General features: G+C 65.6%; 18 protein-coding genes. 6 read left to right on the top strand and 12 right to left on the bottom strand.

Translation table 11 applies throughout. The features are described from left to right. Positions 1 to 59: 59 nt before the first annotated feature. Positions 60 to 263, bottom strand: coding sequence for a hypothetical protein (locus tag HNR07_RS31365; protein ID WP_184369782.1), 204 nt, complete (start codon positions 261 to 263; stop codon positions 60 to 62). A gap of 40 nt (positions 264 to 303) precedes the next feature. Continuing rightward, a complete protein-coding gene (locus HNR07_RS31360; protein WP_184369779.1) occupies positions 304 to 618 on the bottom strand; it encodes a hypothetical protein in 315 nt (104 codons plus the stop codon). 659 nt (positions 619 to 1,277) lie between these two features. On the opposite strand from HNR07_RS31360, the gene HNR07_RS31355 reads away from it, so the two are divergent. Then, a complete protein-coding gene (locus HNR07_RS31355; RefSeq protein WP_184369776.1) occupies positions 1,278 to 2,006 on the top strand; it encodes a PaeR7I family type II restriction endonuclease in 729 nt (242 codons plus the stop codon). A gap of 327 nt (positions 2,007 to 2,333) precedes the next feature. Here the strand turns inward: HNR07_RS31355 and HNR07_RS31350 are convergent, their stop codons facing one another. After that, the gene (locus HNR07_RS31350; RefSeq protein WP_184369774.1) at positions 2,334 to 3,254 is read right to left on the bottom strand and encodes a hypothetical protein; all 921 of its coding nucleotides are present in this window, start codon (positions 3,252 to 3,254) and stop codon (positions 2,334 to 2,336) included. Between the two features lie 324 nt (positions 3,255 to 3,578). Between HNR07_RS31350 and helR the strand changes: the two genes are divergently transcribed. Continuing rightward, on the top strand, positions 3,579 to 5,873 hold the full coding sequence (gene helR, locus HNR07_RS31345; RefSeq protein ID WP_184372969.1) for an RNA polymerase recycling motor ATPase HelR: 2,295 nt from the start codon (positions 3,579 to 3,581) through the stop codon (positions 5,871 to 5,873). Between the two features lie 129 nt (positions 5,874 to 6,002). On the opposite strand, the gene HNR07_RS31340 is transcribed toward helR, so the two are convergent. The 3 genes from HNR07_RS31340 to HNR07_RS34530 all read right to left on the bottom strand — a co-directional run bounded on the left by HNR07_RS31340 (position 6,003) and on the right by HNR07_RS34530 (position 7,559). After that, positions 6,003 to 6,437 carry a Uma2 family endonuclease gene (locus HNR07_RS31340; RefSeq protein WP_184369772.1) on the bottom strand — a complete coding sequence of 145 codons (435 nt, stop codon included), beginning with the start codon at positions 6,435 to 6,437 and terminating at the stop codon, positions 6,003 to 6,005. 382 nt (positions 6,438 to 6,819) lie between these two features. Further along, positions 6,820 to 7,374, bottom strand: a complete 555-nt coding sequence (locus tag HNR07_RS31335; RefSeq protein WP_246420597.1) for a hypothetical protein — start codon at positions 7,372 to 7,374, stop codon at positions 6,820 to 6,822. Further along, positions 7,371 to 7,559, bottom strand: coding sequence for a hypothetical protein (locus tag HNR07_RS34530; protein WP_221318991.1), 189 nt, complete (start codon positions 7,557 to 7,559; stop codon positions 7,371 to 7,373). Before HNR07_RS34530 ends, HNR07_RS31335 begins: the two co-directional genes overlap by 4 nt. 165 nt (positions 7,560 to 7,724) lie before the next feature. Here HNR07_RS34530 and HNR07_RS31330 point away from each other — a divergent pair, with 165 nt between their 5' ends. Beyond that, positions 7,725 to 8,000, top strand: coding sequence for a GntR family transcriptional regulator (locus HNR07_RS31330; RefSeq protein WP_184369769.1), 276 nt, complete (start codon positions 7,725 to 7,727; stop codon positions 7,998 to 8,000). A 116-nt stretch (positions 8,001 to 8,116) separates the two neighbouring features. On the opposite strand, the gene HNR07_RS31325 is transcribed toward HNR07_RS31330, so the two are convergent. After that, positions 8,117 to 9,031 (bottom strand): ion transporter, encoded by a 915-nt coding sequence (locus tag HNR07_RS31325; RefSeq protein WP_184372965.1) that lies wholly within the window; start codon positions 9,029 to 9,031, stop codon positions 8,117 to 8,119. A gap of 494 nt (positions 9,032 to 9,525) precedes the next feature. On the opposite strand from HNR07_RS31325, the gene HNR07_RS31320 reads away from it, so the two are divergent. Next, entirely contained in the window at positions 9,526 to 10,077 is a 552-nt protein-coding gene (locus tag HNR07_RS31320; protein WP_184369766.1) for a thymidine kinase, read from the top strand. Between the two features lie 29 nt (positions 10,078 to 10,106). On the opposite strand, the gene HNR07_RS31315 is transcribed toward HNR07_RS31320, so the two are convergent. From HNR07_RS31315 to HNR07_RS31295, 5 genes are all read right to left on the bottom strand, one after another. After that, positions 10,107 to 10,874: a hypothetical protein gene (locus HNR07_RS31315; RefSeq protein ID WP_184369763.1), complete on the bottom strand. Its 768-nt coding sequence runs from the start codon at positions 10,872 to 10,874 to the stop codon at positions 10,107 to 10,109. Positions 10,875 to 10,876: 2 nt separating this feature from the next. Then, on the bottom strand, positions 10,877 to 12,049 hold the full coding sequence (locus HNR07_RS31310; RefSeq protein WP_184369760.1) for a C40 family peptidase: 1,173 nt from the start codon (positions 12,047 to 12,049) through the stop codon (positions 10,877 to 10,879). A gap of 4 nt (positions 12,050 to 12,053) precedes the next feature. Then, positions 12,054 to 12,725 (bottom strand): hypothetical protein, encoded by a 672-nt coding sequence (locus HNR07_RS31305; protein ID WP_184369757.1) that lies wholly within the window; start codon positions 12,723 to 12,725, stop codon positions 12,054 to 12,056. A gap of 25 nt (positions 12,726 to 12,750) precedes the next feature. Next, positions 12,751 to 15,033: a type IV secretion system protein gene (locus tag HNR07_RS31300; RefSeq protein ID WP_246420596.1), complete on the bottom strand. Its 2,283-nt coding sequence runs from the start codon at positions 15,031 to 15,033 to the stop codon at positions 12,751 to 12,753. A 1,083-nt stretch (positions 15,034 to 16,116) separates the two neighbouring features. Next, the gene (locus HNR07_RS31295; RefSeq protein WP_184369751.1) at positions 16,117 to 16,407 is read right to left on the bottom strand and encodes a hypothetical protein; all 291 of its coding nucleotides are present in this window, start codon (positions 16,405 to 16,407) and stop codon (positions 16,117 to 16,119) included. 197 nt (positions 16,408 to 16,604) lie between these two features. Here HNR07_RS31295 and HNR07_RS31290 point away from each other — a divergent pair, with 197 nt between their 5' ends. Further along, positions 16,605 to 18,038: an NF041680 family putative transposase gene (locus HNR07_RS31290; protein ID WP_184360963.1), complete on the top strand. Its 1,434-nt coding sequence runs from the start codon at positions 16,605 to 16,607 to the stop codon at positions 18,036 to 18,038. A 735-nt stretch (positions 18,039 to 18,773) separates the two neighbouring features. After that, entirely contained in the window at positions 18,774 to 19,301 is a 528-nt protein-coding gene (locus HNR07_RS31285; protein ID WP_184369748.1) for a VOC family protein, read from the top strand. The last annotated feature ends 299 nt before the right edge of the window (positions 19,302 to 19,600 follow it).

The raw sequence follows: 19,600 nt of genomic DNA, 5'->3' as shown, positions 1-19,600 counted from the left end.
GCGGCCACGGGCCGGGGCGGCCGGGACCGAGTCCGAGATCGGGAGCACCGGGACCGGGATCAGTCGCGTAGGGGAGAACCCGCGACGTCGAACTTCTCGCTGTTGATCCGACCGGTCACCAGCGGCCGTGCCTCGGTGACACCCACCTGGTACAGCAGGCATCCGGTCCCCTCCAGCTGGGAGTTGCGGTGGCTAAGGACCACCACGTCCTCGTCCCGCTGGCCCGGATGCGTTTCCAGGGTCACCGCGTTCGCGAACGTCATGCCCGGCAGCCTACCGGCCGCGTTTCCGGCGTCCCCGGTCCTACATGCTGTGCTGGGCTCTGAGCTGGGCGGCCAGTCTCGGGTAGTCCTCGAGGATCTGGTCCTGCTCGGCCGTGGACAGCTGGGAGACGGTCTTCTCCACCTCGCCGTGGTAGCGCCACAGCCGGTCGAACTCCTGCCACTCCACGGATCCGCGTTCCGCGCGGTGCCGCAGGGCCTGGTAGATCCGCCGCACGTTGGCCACGCACCCGTCGAGTCGATCGCGGCGCTGGACTCTGGCGACGTGCTCCTGGTACTTGCGCTCCCGGTCCCGCTGCCTGGCGGTCCGGCCATCGCCTTCGGGGCCAAGGTCCATAAGTGTCCGTTCTCTCCAAATCCTGGGGGCGGTCGAACAACCCGCTGTCTGGTTGTTCGCCCCTGTCGTTCCTATACCGCTTTCCGCTCGCGGGACAGAGGAAATCAGAGATCGAATCCTATGTGCGACGTCATCGCGACCCTCCCTCGCCCTCCCCTCACCGCATCCCCGCCGGTCCAGCGCCCCGAACCCCGCCCCAGCCCCGCCCCCGCACAGCCCGTGTGCTCTCCGTCACCGGCCGACCGGCCACCCCGGCCGACCCCCTGCGCACACATTCGACCGTGGCAACACCCAATGGGGAAATGGGCCCGGATGCCCGATGCAAAGCACCCCGGCCCGCTCGGTGCCGACACCAATATCAACAGCCCCACATCAACAACCCGACGAACGGAAGAACGCGACATGAAACCCTCGGCTCAGGGCAACCCAACACCCGAGCCCTGCCCAACCGGACCCCCACGCCCCTGAGTATCACCCGGCCACTCCGACTATCTCTCCCCCTGGCAGCTGGGCACCTGAGGATGGCAGGGCACGAGGGCAACCGGTCATGCGGAGCGAGTTCAGGCAGGTATAGCGTTGCCGGGGCCGATAGAGTCACTCTGTGACCACTGTTGACCTGCGAAGCACCACCGATCGCCTGCTCAGCCAGAGGACAAGGCTTGACCGTAACCCGCCGGGAGTTCAATCTCGCCGTCGCCAAGTACTGGCAACTCAAACAGGAACAGAGCGAGCGAGCCAAGAACCAGGACAGAACCAGCCCGGGAACGACAAGTTCCACAAGGGCAGGAAACTACTTCACCGGCGTCGCTGAGCTCATCGGGAAGTTCTTCCTTGACGTCGGCTACCCAAGAGCATCCGTCCAGTTCAGGCAGGATCATGGGCTGGAGGTACTCGGCTACTACCGCCCACAGAAACAGTGGGACGTAATGGTCACTTCAGGAAACACCCTGGTAGCCGCCTTCGATCTGAAGGCCTTGAGCGGCCCCTCCTTTGGCCGAAACTACAACAGCCGATTCCATGAAGCTCTGGGGAACGCGATCGACGTCAACCGGGCGCATCTTGAAGAACTCTACCCAGGCGAGAAACCCTGGATCGGCTACTTCTTCATCATGGAGGAGCACAAGAATCCTCGGCCTACGGGGAGGCCGGGCAAGGGTCCCGAACTTCCGCTTGTTCCGTCCCTGAAGAGAACTTCATATCAGGACAGCTACGCGATCTTCTGCAATCGGCTCCTCGATGAGAGGGTCTACGACACCGTCTGCTATGTCACGTCAGCCCAGGAGAACGATGCCCCCAAGGAGCCGGTGGAGTCCTTGAACTGGGCGCGGTTCGCTGCTTCAGTGAACTCCAGGATCAGCTACCTGAAGGAGCTCGGACATCCTGGATGATGAGGCTCGACCGAGAAACCCAGAGCCCGATCGACTGAATCCTGATGGAACTTTCAGCTTGGCCCAAGGTTTCCCTCAAGCAGCCGGTTGATCCCCCACCCTCATCGCTCCAAAGCGCGCCCGGGGCTTGGCCTGTCGGCTTCGTTCGACGACCGGTCCCGGGTCACAGGTTGTGCTCGCGCTTCAAGCGGTCTGCCAGCTTCGGGGACGCGTCGAGGGCCTGGTCCTGCTCCTCCGGTGACAAGGAACCGATTCTCTTCTGGACGTCGACGTGCTTGCTCCGCAGTCGCTCGGACTCCTGCAGGCCCCCGGCAGCCGGAGTAGAGCTCAGAGGCCGAACCAGGAGCGGCGACGCTCGGCGGGGATGCCCTGCCAGGAGCGGATGATCGGCCAGACGAGGGGCGCGACCAGGAACGGGACCAGGGCCCAGTGGAGGGGCGATTCGGCGAAGAACTCCACGAAGGCCGCGGGCGCGGAGACCAGGAGGGCGATCGCGGCGAATACCGCCGTGACGAAGATCGGGGTGGTGGTGCGCGCTCGGGTCGACAGGGAGAGGGCCAGGCCGATCATCAGCAGCGGGAAGGGCAGGCACAGGCCGAGTGTGCCCAGCAGGACGCTGGGCGGGGCCGGTTCCACGGGCGTGGGATCGAAGTCGAGGCCACCGTCCAGGAGGATGAACAGTATCGCCGCGCCGAGGCAGACGACGGCGTACAGGAGGACCGCGAACCCGGTCGACAGCGCCGGGTAGGGGTCCGCGGGGACGCCGGGGACCTGCCGGGTCGGCGGGCCCTGGATCCGTTCGGTCAGCCAGGCCGCGGCGGCCAGGGCCGACGCGGTCAGCGCCGGTGCGGTGAACAGTACGTACAGCACCGCGCCGCCCGGGAATCCGAGGGGTACGCCGTTCATCAGCCAGTACCCGCTGAGCAGAGCGAGGGCGAACAGGCCCGCCTGCAGGACGGGCACCGCGTGGCCCACCAGCCGCGACCGGTGCACACCGAACCCGAGGGCGGTCGCCGCGCTGAGGAGGAGTACGGCGGTGAGCAGGTTCCCGACGAACAAGGCGCCGGAGAACCGGGTCATGGACAGCAGGCTGTGGGTACCGCCCAGGCCGTACATCACCAAGCCGGTCACCGCGCTGAAGCGGGCGCTCTGTCGCAGGAGGCTGTCGGTCACTACCGCCGGCAACCCGGCGGGCGCGCCTCGGGGCGTTTCGGGGGGCCGGTTGTTCGGGGGTCCGGGGGTGGTCATGGGCTGTTCCTCCGGTCAGGACCGCGGGCGGGGATACTGCTTCCGATCCGCGGGTTTCCGTGCCGGTTCTGCTCAGCGCCGGGGAAGGCCGGAAGCGGCCTCGGGCGAGGAGAAGAGGGAGAGCTGTCCTGCGACGCCGATCGGCGGAGGACGGGGGTGGAGGTGCGGCCGGGGTCCAGGGCTCCAAGGAACCTCAGAGGCCCAGGGGGCTAAGGACACTCCTTGCCACTCTTAATTTATAGCGCACCCCCGGGCTTGCCACAAGACCCCCCTCGTCCCTGAAAATGGTCGACCGTGACCCGAACCAACCACCCGGGAGACGGTGTGAATCCGCAGGCCAAAAGCGCTTTTGACCTTTCCGACCGCCTCTCCCCCAAGGCCGACCCCACGCTGATCGCCGAAGACGACCGGCACTTCTGCGCCATCCGCGAGAGCCTCGACCAGACCATCACCGATCTCTCCGAGCGGCTCAGCGCCCTGCGCCAGGCGCCCACCGGGAAGGTGCGTGAGGTGCTCGACCGGGACATGGAGGTGCACCGGCTGTCCGCGCGCCTGCGCACCCTGCGCCGCTTCGGCTCCGACCTGTGCCTGGGGCGCATGGTCGGCGCGGACGGCTCCGAGCCCGTCTACGTCGGACGCCTAGGCCTCACCGACCGCGACGGCGGGCGGCTGCTGATCGACTGGCGCTCCCCCGCCGCCGAACCCTTCTTCGCGGCGACCCACGCCGATCCGATGGGGCTGGTGAGCCGCCGCCGGTACCGGTGGAACCTGGGCCGGATCAGCGACTACTGGGACGAGGTGTTCACCGAGGAGGGTTTCGAGGGGAACGCGGCGCTCGACGACCAGTCCGCCTTCATCGCCAGCCTGGGCGCGAACCGCTCGGACCGGATGCGGGACGTGCTGGGCACCATCCAGGCCGACCAGGACGCCATCATCCGGGCGGGGGCGAGCGGGGCGCTGGTCGTGGACGGCGGTCCGGGTACCGGTAAGACCGTGGTGGCCCTGCACCGCACCGCGCACCTGCTCTACTCCGACTCCCGGCTCGGGCACCGCCGCGGCGGGGTGCTGTTCGTGGGCCCGCACCAGCCGTACCTGGCCTATGTCGCCGACGTCCTGCCCAGCCTGGGCGAGGAGGGGGTACAGACCTGCACCCTGCGCGACCTCGTCCCCGTCCCCGCGCCCGACCGGGCCATCGCCGGCACCGGGGACGCCGCCACCGGAAGCAGCGCCGCCGTCCGAGGCGACCTGCCTGCGGAGGCCGACCCGGTGACGGCCCGGCTGAAGTCCTCCGCGGAGCTGGTGAGGGCGATCGAACCCGCGGTGCGCTTCTACGAACGTCCGCCCGAACAGGGCATGGCGGTCGCCACCCCCTGGGCCGACCTGCGGCTGAGCGCCGCCGACTGGGCCGAGGCGTTCCGGTCGCTGGACCCGGGCGTCCCGCACAACGAGGCGCGCGAGCACATCCTCGACGAGCTGGTGGAGATCCTCACCGACCAGCTGACCGGTCAGCTGCCGAGCCGGTACTCGGACCGGTACGACGAGGACGGCGACGACCCGGCCGAGGAGGACATCACGCCCGCGATCCTCAAGGCCGCGCTGCTCCGGGAGGGTGAACTGCCGGGTGCCCTGAACCGGGCCTGGCCGCTGCTGGAGCCGACCGACCTGGTCGGTGACCTGTGGTCGGTCCCCGCCTACCTGCGCCTGTGCGCGCCCTGGCTGGGGCCCGACGAGGTTCGCGCCCTCCAGCGCGGGGAGGCCCGCGCCCAGGACTGGACGGTGTCCGATCTGCCCTACCTCGACGCCGCCCGCCAGCGCCTCGGCGACCCGAAGGCCGCACAGCGCCGACGCCGGCGCCAGGCCTCAGCGGCGGTCGAGCAGGAGCGCATGTCCTCGGTGATCGACAACATCATCCAGGCCGACGACGACGGCGAGGGGCTGGTGACGATGCTGCACAACCAGGACCTCAAGGACGCCCTGGTGGACGAGTCCGCGCTGCCCGCCGCCGATCCGGACCTGCTCGCGGGGCCGTTCGCGCACATCGTGGTGGACGAGGCCCAGGAACTGACCGACGCCGAGTGGCAGATGCTGCTGCTGCGCTGCCCCTCCCGGAGCTTCACCATCGTCGGCGACCGCGCCCAGGCCCGGCACGGCTTCACCAACCCTGAAGGTGAGAACGAGTCCTGGGCGGAGCGGTTGGAGCGGGTCGGTTTCGACCGGGTCGGGCTGGCCTCGCTGAGCATCAACTACCGGACCCCGGAGGAGGTCATGGCCGAGGCCGAGCCGGTCATCCGGGAGGTTCTTCCGGACGCCAACGTACCGACCTCCGTCCGCACCAGCGGTGTCCCGGTCAAACACGGGTCGGTGTCGGAGCTGGGGGCGGTCCTGGAGTCGTGGTTGGCGGCGAACGCGGAGGGCACCGCCTGCGTCATCGGCGATCCGGCCTTCCGGCCCACGCCCCGGGTGCGTTCGCTGGCCCCGGAGCTGGTCAAGGGCCTGGAGTTCGACCTGGTCGTGCTCGTCGACCCGGAGGCCTTCGGCGAGGGCATCGAGGGGGCGGTGGACCGCTACGTGGCGATGACTCGCGCGACCAGTCAGCTGGTCATCCTCACCAGCCCTTGAGCCGACCTGTCCGAGCAGGCCTGCGCGCCCGGTCGAGCGCAGCCCGGCCAGACGTAGGAGGTCCAGTTCGCGGGTGCGCCCGGTGACCAATCCGCCGGGCGCGCCCCTGGGCACGCCACCCCTGGTCCATCAGCGGGCGAAGCGCTTGAACGGTTCTGTGTCCAGAAGGTAGAGGTCGATGCCGGTCTCCGCGTAGGCAGCGACTTTCTCGACGCGGTCCCGGGCGTGCGTGTCGGCATCCCAGGAGGTCACTTCGGCCACGGCCAGGACACCTTCGGGGTCGGCCCACACACCAGCATCGTCGAAGTAGCCCGCTGGAGCGAGGACCCCGTCCGGGCGGGCCCGCCCTTCACGACGGGCACCGACCTTGAACCCCGGCCCGCTGGTGATGAGGGCGAGCTCGGTGCGGCGAGCGAGAAACCCGCGCACCAGCCAGGAGAGCATCCCGGTGCGTGCCCCGCCGACCGGCCTGCGAACCCAGACTCTTCCGCCGAACATCTCCATCCGAACACGGTCAGCCGCAAAGGCCTGGGCGGCAAGGCGCTCGAACAGCTCGCTGCTCATCGGGAGCGCCCGGCTTTCGGGCGGTGGACGGTGGGCGGTGTTCGACGACGTTCACACGTCTCCTTGAACAGTGCCGTTGGCCGGCGCCATGCGGATGGCGACAGGCCGGGCGGGGGCGGGGATACCACCAAGGGCCCGAGCTTCAGCGTAGGTCTGCGCGAGGTGATCCGCAGGGCGAGAGTTCAAGGCAGAGCCCAGCCCTCAGTTGGCGGCCTCGCGTGACGTTGAGGGCGCCCCGGGCCACGGAGGGCCGCGCACGGCGCAGGGCAGGCAGGGCCGGGTGGGCGGTTGGAGGCCTGGCCGCCCACCCGGGATCGGGTGCTGGGTCAGTTGCGGGGCTGGGGGATGTGGTCAAGCCCCGGGAAGCGGTGGGTCGGGGCGGTTACCCGGGCTGGTCGTCCGGTGGGAGCCAAGGCTCGGGGAGCGGGGACCGTTCGGTGAGGGCCCCGTTCAGGCGCTCCCATTCCCGGGCCGCCTGCCGGAGCGCGCGCCAGGCGGCCACCACTCCCCCGACCTCCCGCAGCGTCTCGCTCACCGCGTCGTAGCACTGGGTGGCGTACTCGTAGGCGATCCCGCGACGCGACGGCGGCGGAGCCGGGCGCGGGGCCGCCCGCCAGGTGCTCGGCAGCGGCCCGCCGGACCTGAGCTGACGGTCGAGCTCGGCGAACAGTCCGTCCACCCGGGTGAGGGTGCGGGCCGCGTGCGAGGACCGGCCGGGGTTTCGCAGGAGCCGACCGATCTCCGAAACCAGCTCATCGGCGCGGCTGGCAGCCCCCGGGGCGGCCGGCACCGGGTTGCGCAGGCTGGAACCGAGCGGCTGCGGGGCGAGGGCGCCCGGTGCCACTCCTGAGGGTAGGGGCTTCAGGGTGTGGGTGGGGGTGGGGGTGGGGGTGTGGGAGCGGGCATTGGTGGCGGGGCCGGGGGTGCGGGCGTTCATGCGCAGCACCCCCTGACGGCGGCGGGGAGGGTATCCGCGTACCGGCGCACCCGGCGGGAACGGCGGCGGAACTCGGTGACGAGCCCCCAGGTGTAGCCGTAGGAGGAGGCGTGGAGTCCTCGCGTCGGCCGTGCGAGCCGCACGGGTGCAGCGAGCACGCCAAAGAAGGCCAGTAGGATCTGCATTGTCGTCCTGTCTTGCTCAGGTCGGCCATGGCCCCGGGGCGTGTTACCGCACGTCGCCGGGGTTCCTGCGTCCAGGTGTCTGTAACCATACCTTGACCGTGTCATGCAAGTCCATAGACTGACTCGGATTAATCCTGAAGTACATGCCATGGCACCGTCGATCACATGGCAGAAGCGAGCATTCCCGCTGGTTACGGCCCTGACAGCGAGCTAGACCACGAAGGCCCCGACCCCGTGTGGCTTCAGTTGGCCGCTGTCCTCATCGCGCGGATCGAGCAGGGCGTTTACCAACCACAGAGACCCATACCCAGCATCGCAGGCCTCGTCCAAGAATTCGGGGTTGCCCGAGGAACAGCACGCAAGACGACCGCTCTCCTAGAGGAGCGCGGTTTTGTCCGAATCGTCGCAGGAAAAGGAGTATTTGTCCTTCCACGCGACTGATCTTGGTCGAAGAGTCTCAAAAAATTGGGGCGGATTCCCGGGAATCCGTCCCACCACACTCTGCGCTTCCCTCATAATCATTCGTGAGGGCAGGAACAAGGCCCGCCGGGGGTCTTCTACTCCCCCCGGTGGGGCCTCCTTCCATCCGACCCGCCCTCATCGGTTTCCGATCCACCGTGGGCCTCACTACCTGCGACGGGAACTTTGGCGGCGGCCTCCTCCACGCTCTGGCGGCCGCCGCTATCTTCTTGCCCGAGTTGGTTTTGCAGCCGGGCCACCTGCTCGCTGAGCTCCGTCAGACGCTCGATCACCGCGTTGTGCTGAACCAGTTCGAGACGCTGGTCCTCCTCCCAGCGGCCCTTGCCGAACTCCTGCTCCATGGACGTGACGATCACACCGATCACCAGGTTCAGGATGATGAACGCGGTCAGCACCATGTACAGCACGAAGAAGATCCAGCCGTACGGATGGTGCTCCGCCACCGCCTCGGAGACTTCCGGCCAGTCCTCGGTGGTCATGAGCTGGAACATCGTGTAGAGCGTGGTTCCCAGGTCCCCGAAGAACTCCGGGACGCTCTCTCCGAACATCTGCTGGCTGAGGACCGCGGACGCGTAGACGACGATCAGCAACAGTCCGATGACCGTGCCCATACCGGGCACCGCCTTGAAGAGCGCCCCGATGATCTGGCGCATCTGCGGCACCGCCGTGATCGCCCGCAGGACCCTGAGTACGCGGAGGATCCGCAGCACCGCGAAGGGCCCGGTCGCCGGGATCAGCGAGATCACCACGACGATGAAGTCGAACCAGTTCCAGCCGTCCCTCCAGAAGCCGCCGCGCCAGGCGTACAGCTTCAGGAACATCTCGATGACGAACAGCCCGACGATGAGGCTCTCGGCCACCTCGAGGTACGGAAGGGCTGAACCCCCGTAGGTCGCCCATCCCAATATGACGGCGTTGACCAGGATCACGCTGAGCATGGTGTTGGAGAACCCACGGCTCTCGACAAATCTAGTGACCTGATCTCGCCACAAAGCCAGTTTCTCCCTCACGCTCGCGCCTTGAATGAGGACAAGGCGCGCACAAATATATCGAAGTCCTTTCGGACACCCCGAAGCACGTCATAGTTCGCACTCTTCGCACGCCGGGCCCCTCCCCCGGCACACAAACGCCGTCCACACGGCCGCCGGAGCCCAGAAGGCGGTCGGCACACCCGCGCGCGCCCCCACCAGGGACAGCGACCTCCCGAAAGGTACGCTGCCGCATTCTCCGAAGAGTCACAACCGGATAACCGGGAGAGTTCGGACCCGCGTGCGACTTCCCACACACCAGGGGGACCCCGGTTTCGGACCGACCTCATCTGACGCCGCCCAGACTCAGATACAGAGCCAAGCCTTGGCCAGGAGCAAGAATCCGGGGCCAGGATCCCGTACTGAACCCCGTAGCCCCGCTGATATCTTCGCTGCTGGCCTCGGCAGCTGCTGAGCCTCCCCCAGGCAGTGCCCGCGACCGAGTTACGGAAGAGACGATGGCGGAGCTGAAGTACTTCACCGGTTCGATGAACTCGGGCAAGAGCACGATGGCCCTCCAGGAGCACCACTCACGGGGTGGCGAGGGCATCCTGTACACGAAGCAGGACCGGGCCGGGTCAGGGATCATCTCCAGCCGACTGGGCCTGACCTCCCCCGCGATCGAGGTCGGAGACTCGCTGGATCTCTACGACGACATCGCCGACCGCAAGGCCCCGTACGTCATCTGCGACGAAGCCCAGTTCCTGTCGTTCAAACAGGTGGGGCAGCTGGCGGGCGTCGTGGACGGCATGGGTATCGATGTGTACTGCTACGGCATCCTGACCGACTTCCAGGGTGTGCTGTTCCCCGGATCGAAGAGGTTGGTCGAGCTGGCGGACAAGATAGAGATCCTGCCGGTCTACGCGCGCTGCTGGTGCGGCAACCGCGCCACGCACAACGCCCGTGTGGTTGACGGAGTCATGATCTACGAGGGTGAACAGGTCCACATCGGCGGCAACGAGTCGTACACGACCCTCTGCCGCCACCACTTCATGGCCGGCGTCGCGTAGAGCACCGGTCACACCAAAGCCAGCAGTCGTTACTTAGGAATCCTGTTCTCCAGCGTGATCCTAAGCTGCGGGCCAAACTTGCGAACCTCACCAGCGAACGTCTCAGGCGGTACATCGTCAGGGGAAGTCATGCGAACGGTATAGGTCGCGCTTCGCTGCTTGACAACTAGCGCGTAAGTCGCTTCTTGGTTATCTGTGAGAGCCCCGTAGTAATAATAAGACTCGTCCCCCAGATCTCCTACCCCTGATTCAGTGATCACGAGATCCGATCCTTCAATTTCCGATCGAAGCTCAGTCAAATCTCCTGAGGCCAACTCATCTCGATCGCCATCTGGGGAAAAAATAATGGCCCGATACGAGAAATCAAAATCCCACGGCACCAAGCCCTCATCCACCGCCGAGACTTCCCCACTACACCGATCCGACCGAACTAGATCGTTGCTCGCAGGGTTGCCACCATCGACAGAGGTATCCTCGTATTCTCCAGCCCCATGATCATAAATCAGACTAATACCGCTGATTGTCCGCAAAGTACTATGACAAAGATCGAATTTGTCGTCACGAAATTCTTCACGCTGCTTGATGCTCTGATCCGCGACTGGAACAGGGTCACTTCCAGCCGAAAGGCCGCTGGATGCCGTACTGAGCACAAGGCTCAACACACCAACAATAACTCCGAACACACCAAAAGCTGCGAGCGTCCCGCAACCGAAGACCGCAAGCGCAGCCTTCCATCCATGCAGGCCCTTCTTCGCTGGTTCCTTGCGCTTCGAGTTTGCTTCCTTCGTGTCCGCCACGGTTAAGCCTGCGCCTCCAGCTGAGCCTTCACTTCGGGGTGCTCAAGCGGACGGGTGAACCCCACGATGTCCGCACGATTGGGGTCATCGTACTCCCGCACCGCGATCGGTCCACAGTTGGTGCACCAGGCTTCGACCATCAGGCCATCGCCAATAACCATTCCCATATGCCCAGGCCCTGGCGGTTCTCCAGCACGGGTCACATCAAAGAAGACCAGGTCACCGGGCTGTTCCTCGCCCATTGGAATCTCGGGGCCGAAACCCCACTGGTCCTGAGAGACACGGGGCACTGTCACCCCGATGCTCTCGTAAGCCTTCATCGTCAGTCCGGAACAGTCATAACCGTCCGGCCCGGTTCCACCCCAGATATAAGGCTTTCCTCGCTGGTCAAGCGCCCAGTCCACCACCGCCTGAGTCAGCTCATCCGGAGCTCGACCAATCGGTACCCCGTCCTCATCCAGCTCACAGAGCACAGCGGTCCGGATGGAGTCCGAGGTGTTGAAGTCGCCCTCGGCGTACCGGTCGGCCCACTCCATCACGTCATCGACGTACCACCAGGCATGGTTATAACCGTAGATCGCTCGCCGGACATCATCCTCAAGCCCGTGCGCCAGTAGGTAATCAGCAGCGGCCGGAATCGCATCAGCCGGATCATAGACATTAACGATGCCATCGCCGTTGCCATCCACCCCGTAACCCTGTTCCGGACGCTCACCCACCGGCTGGATCGGCTCACCACCCCAGCTGTTCCCAGCTGCCGACCCGTCCAGAGAGCCGAACTGCATGGGTCCAGCCGCACCCCAGTCGTTGTGCCCCTCGGTGATCCCAGGTCCATCCCAGCGACCATGATGAGACTCCACCTGACCGATGCCAGCCAGGATGTTCCACGGGACCCCGCGATCCTCCCCGGCCTCCTGGTAGAGCTCCAGGTAGTTCTCCGGAATGGTGTCCATGGCGTATTCACTGCTACTCGGCTGTTCGGCATCAGCATTGGGAGCGCAGACCACCCCGGAAGCCAGCCAGGACCCCACCTGAGTGTTGTTTGTGATCGCCGGGATCACCATCAGGGTCAGAAAGACCAGCCCAGCCATGACGACAGCGGCCAGCACGCCGACCCTGGTCAGGCAGGAACCGCTTCGCTCATCGGGGGCGGGGGTGCGTAGAGCGGAGATCAACCGGTCACTCCTCCCCGTACTGTCCTGCGCTGGCGGGTTGGAAGTCGAAGACAGCCCAGGAACCGCGCTCTCGAATCACGGTGACGGCGAAGTCCCCTAGGTCCTCGTCGAACTCGGCATCCCCGGTCTCGGTGATGGACTGAGCGGTGACCACAAAGGTGATGGAGTCACTGCCGAAGGTCCGGATCTCCTGGACCTCAGCTCGTCCCTGGGCCACCGCCTCGGCCTCGCTCATTTCCTCCCAGAAAGCCCCGGCACGGTTCACATCGGAGAGCACCTCGGCGTACTCATCGGTCGCCAGAGCTTCCATCGAGGAGTAGTAGGCCTCGGGGGATTCCGAGTAATCGATGGTGCCGTAGGCCTCAGTAAAAGCCTGTGCCGTGGCACCCGCCGCCTGAAACTCCGCTTCGGTGAACGGGAACCAGCCGAGGACGTCCAGGTCTTCGGCCTCGGTGGTCGGAATCGGGCTGGGCGGCACCGTGGCGGAACCACCCGGACTTGAGGGTGGTTCGGCCTCATCCTGAGCAGTTCCCGGCTCTCGCGGCGGGCCAGTGGGCTGCTCCTCCCGATCTCCGCTGACCCCGCCGAGACTGAAATAGATCCCGAACCCAGCCAGGGCTGCGATCAGGCCGATGACGACCAGTCTCTGGGTGCGTTCGGGGAGAGGGTTGGGCATGGTCTTTGGGGTGCCTTGTCTTCGGTCAGTCGTCGTTCAGCCAGAAAGGAACATCGCGCTTGCGGTCCCGGGTACTGGATGACCCGTTCTCACCCCAGAAGGGAGTGATGGGGGCGTTGTCTTTACTCTTGCCGGAACCGGTCAGCCAACCGCCCTCCCCGTCACCGCGCCTGCTACGGTCAGCGGGAGCCGGACGCTGCGGAGCGGGTCGTTCCCGCTTCTCCTTCGGGCTTCCCCAGCGTGAACCCCGGTTGCCGAGGTTCCCCTGAGCAGGGGTGTCCTCGCGGCCGCTGAAGATGCCGCGCCCGGTACTGGGCTCTGCGCGTTCGGAGCTGGCTGCACGGGAGTTACCCGACCCGCCACCAAACGTGCCGCCGCCCGAACCTGAGCCGAAACCACCGCCGTCGCTTCGGTTCGGCCTGTTTCCACCGCCGGTACCGAACACACCAGCCCAACCGCTGTCCCCAGTTCCGGTGTAACCACCAGCGGGTCGGGGCGGGATGGCTCCACCACTGCCCCCAGCTCCCCCGGAACTACTACCTGCCAGATCTGGCGCCTCGCCGCTAGTACGCGGCGCTGAAGTAGACCGTGTGGTACCAGGTCCACCAGTTCGATTGACGTTGAGCGGCGGAGCATTGTTGTTACCTCGGACACGGCCATAACCAGCGGTGCCGCGGACCCGAGCGCCATCACCGCGGGTGACTCCGCTATCCGGTACTTCTTCTGCTCCTTCTACAGCGCTGGTAGGCACACCGCCGTTGGCGGGAACTCCTGCGGCTGTACCAGCGATCATGGCTCCCCTGCGCCGACCCCAGTTCTGCGTCTTGAGATAGGCGACTGGTGGCAGGACCATCGCACTCTTGTCGAGCGCTTGACTACGCGCCGCATCGCTGACGATCCGTGAGGTGAAGGTGTTCGCGTTCACCGAAGAGAAGAGGTAGGCGAAGGTCTTGCGGTAAATGAAGAGCGCCAGAGTGAACAGGGCAAGCAAGATCATCTGCAAGCCCCAACCCAGGGGGGTTGACATAACCAGACCGTAGCTCATGACAAGCAGAGCAATCATCAGGACAACGAAGATCTGTTTGAGCAAGAATCCGACCATTAGCTCAACCCAGCGGAGCAGAACCATGCGCCCGTATCCCGGATGAATCCCGATCAGCAGGAATACCGGAGCGAGCATAAAGAGCAGCATGAACGCAATCTTCAGCACTATAAGCGCCACTGAACCAGCAAGAATCAATCCACCAGCGAAAATTGAAGCGAAGAGCGCGAGCGTCGCAACCCCCAATCGACTCCCCTGATCATCGCCAGAAAAGAGAGGGTAGACACTTGGATAGTATTCCTGAATGTCAGAAGAAATCTCCTGGTAGCTCTCCTGCTTATCAGCAACAAGAGTCGCTGCATCAAGTTCGCCGTCAGCAATTTGCTGCTGCTCGATCCTGCTGATCGCCTGTGCAGCAAGAAGATCTTCCGCGTGCATCTCAGCCGCGTTGATCGCCATGTCGTCATTGCCAAACTGACCAGCCATCCAAGGCTGACAAACCAAGCTTGACCACATCATGTCCGCGTTACGACGAACCTGAAAATCTGACTCAGACTCCCAGGAAGCCCGCTCAGGAGGTTCCGCTCCAACAGGGCAAGAAGTCAATGAAGATCCGTAGGGAACCTGACCAACCGCACTAGTTACAAGCTGAGTTCCAGAGTTCACCAAGGAACTCCCCAGACTCATGACTTGAGACGGGTTAACGAGAATCCACATCCCAAGTGCAGTAGCGGCAACCATCCACACAGATGACTCAAGGGTGAGAGTCATCCTCTTTCGAATGAGCCCGTACCACCCAAGCCAGATAGCCCCCAGAATAATAATTGTCGGGATGAGCGGGCGCCAGATTCCTTCCCGGAGGGCAACAACCACGCTCTCAACCGTGCTAGAAAAACTAGCCAGGAGCCCATCCGAAGTTGCAGCCTGGTAGACAGTGATGGTCGACTGGTTGATGGTCTTGGACAGATCCCAGGCAGAGTTAGCGATGGTTGCCTGAGCCCCAAGTGACATCTTGTCGACGCAGGACTCCGTGATCATGTGCCACTGTTGACCAGCAGTTCCGTACTGGCCGTACATACTGGCGTCCGGCGGCATCCCGTCAGGAGAACCCTCAATGGCGGAACGGGACTGCGGCGGGACCAGAAGACCATCTGAACCACTCCCCGCAGACTCCGGGAGCGGAGCCGGGTTACCCGGACACATCGGGTTCGCCTGGGCCCCCGTCAGTGGCAGCAGGATGAAGCCGCTCAGCATCAGGAACGTCATCAGGGCTCGTCGCCAACCCCGCCGGTGGACGTGCTGATGCCTCATCTGGTGAGCTCCTGCGTCGTGGTTCGTGCGGGGACATCGATGGCACACACCGGGGCCTCCGACCACGCACGCACGCCGCCCCGCCATCAAGCGCGCGACCGCACGCGGCCACAAGGCCCCCGCATGTCTTTACCCCATCCTCTATGGTGCGTCATCACCGGGTTGAGGGAAGGCTGCAACGCGAGCGGTTTTCGGGTTGTCCGTACCCATCCACCCGGAACCCGGGGGGCAAATCAGGATCTACTCCTTGTTTGTGCAGGTAACAGGCTTGATGGGACGGCCGTAACACCCAAAAACCACAAGGCCACAATTTGCTGTCCACATGCGGACTATGAGGGGCGTCACAGAACTTTTCGTGTTGAAAAGTGGACATATGGCGACCAACTGGACTGGCACTCAGTCCCATCCTCGGCTTCCGTGAGACCCGCAGTCTCTATTGCCGTAGGACCGAAACAGCAGCCCTCCCGCCCCTGGGTCAGGTTCCCCACCCGCAGCCCGCCCGCCAGAAGCCCGTCCACAGCAGGCCCGCGCAGACCCCAGCAGGCTTCGGTCATGCGTCATGCGCAACACGAATAGCCCTCTTGGCCCCTGCCCCGGGACATGACGGGAACCTGAGCCGACCCGAGGCGACTACCAACGCCAAGGCCAGCGCCGGGGATCTGGGCGCCCCAGCCCCCAGATCCCCGGGGCAGCCTCCCCCTCCCGGGGAAGCTGCACGATGTCTTGTCTCCGAGGTCCGAGGGAGGGCCAAGACCCCGCCGGGCACAGTGATCCCTCCGCCGCATACCCACCCACCGAATACCCGCCCGCCCGCGGCACCGGCTCGTAGGATCACCGAACCGGTACCGGCGTCAGCGGCGGAAGGGGCCGGGCCGCAGCGCTCAGCCGGAGCCTGAGAGCCCCAGAGTCTGAGAGGCAGGGTTCCGCATCTCACTCGCAAAGGGCCCGGCGGGCACAGAGCCTCAGCACCGCAGTACCCCAGCACCGCAATACCTCAACACCACAGTGCATCAGCGCGGCCCTGGTCCGCGAGCGGCCTTATTCCGCGATCCAGTTGCCGTTGGAGTCGGTCCTCCAGTCGGGCGTCTCGTACTCCTGGATGTACAGCTCACCGTCGCTCCCGGAGCCCCGCATGACGCTGACGTCGGCGCCGGCGATGGGCGTGATCATGTCCTCCCGGGTGTCGATGTAGGTGAGAGTCACGCCCACGACCTCCTCCGGTTCACGCGGCGCGGGCGAGCAGTCCAGGTGCAGCACCGCGGAGCTGTAGTCCTCCTCGACCTCGACCTGCTCGTTCCCCGGCGACTTGTTGGTCAGCAGACTCGACACACGCTCTTCCACGGAATAATCACTGTCGAGGCTCTCCGCGAATTCGACAAGACGGTCTAGCTTGGCGTTTAACCTCGAGCCCGTGACCGGATACCGTCCCGGTCACGGGCTTCGTTGTTTCCCGGACAGCACAACGGCCTTCGCGTGATCATGTGCTTCAACCACGAACACACCTGATCACAACGAAGGCCGTCACCATGAGTCTGCTGCACCAGCACACCCCTGTCGAGCCACTGTCGACATTGGCCCGATTCCGCTCCCAGTTCCACGCCTGCCTGACCACACGTGCTGACGCCCTCTTCGAGGTCTGCGAAGCCCTGGTCAGCACCCCGACCCCCGTGCGCCACCTGGCACAACTCTCCCTGGAGCCCGAACACCACCGCGGCCACGGCTCGGCCTACGCCGCCCTGGCCCACGGAAGCATCGACACCACCCAACTGCGATCGATCCTGGCCTCGCTGCCCCTGCCCCGCTTCCACGGGCGCATCGTGTTGGCCTGCGATGTCTCCCCCTGGCTGCGCCCGGACGCCTGGACCAGCCCTGACCGGGCCTGGTGCCACACCTACGGGCGCGGCACCGGCCAGGCCGAGATGGTCCCGGGCTGGCCCTACTCCATGATCGTCGCACTGGAAGAGGGCTCCACCTCCTGGACCGCGCCCCTGGACCTGCGCCGCCTGCACAGTGACGAGGACCCCACCACCGTCACCGCCCACCAAGTCCGCCAGCTGATCGCCCGATTGATCAGGGCTGAACACCACCAGCAGGGCGATCCCGACATTGTGGTGGTGGTTGACGCGGGCTATGACAGTCCTCGTCTGGCCTATCTGCTCGCTGATCTGCCCGTTCAGGTGGTGGGCCGGTTGCCCTCCAACCGGGTGCTCTACGGCCCAGCCGAGCACCGACCGATCTCAGCCAACGGGCGCCCGCCCAAACACGGGGCTGCCCTACGGATGGCCGCCCCCGATACCTGGCCCGAGCCGGAGACGGTGACCACCGCTGCCACCCGCCGCTACGGCAGTGCCACCGCGCGCTCCTGGGATCGGATGCATCCCCGGCTGACCCACCGCTCAGCCTGGGCCGAGCACCCCGGTGAGCTACCGGTGATCGAGGGCACCCTGGTGTTGTTGCAGGTGCAGGCTTTGCCCTCGCGGCGCGATCCCAAACCGTTGTGGTTGTGGTCCTCAGCCACCGGCATGCGCTCAGAGCAGGTCAGTCAGATGTGGTGGGCTTATTTGCGCCGGTTCGACATCGAGCACACCTTCCGCTTCCTCAAACAGTCGTTGGGGTGGAACGCACCCCGGCTACGGGACCCGCGATCGGCGGACCGGTGGTCCTGGCTGGTCGTGGTGGCCTATACCCAGCTACGTCTGGCCCGGTTGTTGGCGCGTCAGGTCAGATTGCCCTGGCATCGGCTGGTGGAAGCGGACCGGATGAGTCCGGCGCGGGTGCGTCGGGGGTTTCGGTACATTCGCGCTGACCTGCCGGTGTGTGTGGGTGCACCGAAATCCTGCGGGCCTGGTCCGGGGCGTCCGGTGGGGAGCCAGAACAAGCGTCCAGCTCCCCGATACGGGGTTCCCAAGAAGAACAAAACGGGCACTACGGGGCACCCCGGAGCCAAGCAAGCAGGTTAAACGCCAAGCTAGGCCGCCCCTCGCGTAGTCGTAGTCGTACCGCACGGCGCACATCGACGGGTCCTCGGACTCGATCGCCCTGATGGTGATGGAGTCGAAGATGCGGTTGTCCGCGTAGTCCTCGTGCAGGTCACCGAGATCACTGGGGACGCTGAACTTGATGCTGGAGGGCGCCCCTTCCAGGCGCTCGGTGAAGTCGAAGTTCTCCGACGAGGAACAGGCAGTCAGGGTGAGCACCGCGGCCGCGCCCACAGCGGTGAGGGTGGGGATTCTACTGCTCTTGGCGTTCTTCATTCAGCATCCGCGCTTTCGGTCTTCGGCTTCGGGGGAGCCTGCCGCCACTCCCGGCACTGCAGGCGCAGAAAGCTTACCGAAACCCAGTTCCATCGGATTCCGCCTTGCCCCCGTCATTCACCATCAGACCGGAAGAGCCCCCTTGGGAAGACCAAAGAACACCCCCTGAACTGCGAAAATTAAATCCATCCACAGCCCGCACGCGTGTTGCCGATCCCACTCCACGCCGTTCAACACCACGGGGATTTCGAGAGCGAATCCGGAACCATATTCATGTTTCATGTTTTCGCCGCTCCTGCCGAAAACAATCGCGGCCTGCCCGACGAACTGCCCCGGCACCGCCCCGGGACAGGGTAGAGCCCCACCGAGGCGGGTCCGGGCGTACGGCTCGTTCTCCTTCGGCTTGACCCTCACGCGGCGTGAGGCTTCACGATGGGCCGCATGAGCGAGAAATACCCCAACTTCCCGGCCTTCAGCATCAGCCCCGTCCCTCCGCCCGCCGGACCCGACACACCTGCGCCGGAGCAGTTCCGCGGACTGTACGGCATGCCCGTGTTCGTGACCGTGCCGACCGGTGACCTGGCGGCCTCCACCGAGTTCTGGGTCGACGGGCTGGGCTTCTTCGACTTCTTCACCGCGCCCGGCCAGGTCGTGCACCTGCGGCGCTGGGCCTTCCAGGACGTCCTCCTGGTCCCGGGCGAGCGCCCCGCTGTGGTCGCGCCGATGAGCGTCAGCTTCTCCTGTGTGCTGAACCAGGTCGACGGGATCGCGGCCGCCTGCGAGAAGGCTCTGCCGGGCTCCGTCAGCGCCCCCCGGCAGATGCCGTGGGGTTCGGTGGAGATCGAGGTCACCACCCCGGAGAACACCCGGGTGATCATGACCGCCGCCCGCCCCTTCGACCCCGAGGGCGCAGCGGCGGACTACCTCAGGGAGAACGACTTCGACCTCCCCGAGACGACCGGCGCCTGACACCTGGCACCGGGCGCCGAGCACCGGATCAGGCGGAACAGGACGAACAGGGACGAGGGGCGTGCGGCCGATTCGGCCGCACGCCCCCTTTCCAGTGGGCAGCGTCTGATGGGCGGAGTCCAGGCGGGTTCCCCACCGCCCGCGGAGAACGGATCCGGCCTCCACCGAGTCACAGGGGCCGGAGGGACGGCGTCCGAGACCCCCACCCGCCGCGCCTCGCTCCCTGCCCAGTCCTACCGCTCAACTCCACCACTCAACCCCACTGCTCAGCGCTACCTCACTCGCCCGATCATTCCGCC

This window comes from Nocardiopsis metallicus (assembly GCF_014201115.1).
In the GTDB taxonomy this organism is placed as follows: domain Bacteria; phylum Actinomycetota; class Actinomycetes; order Streptosporangiales; family Streptosporangiaceae; genus Nocardiopsis; species Nocardiopsis metallicus.
The sequence above is the reverse complement of the archived record's forward strand: the minus strand, read 5'-3'. Positions and strand labels throughout refer to the sequence as shown.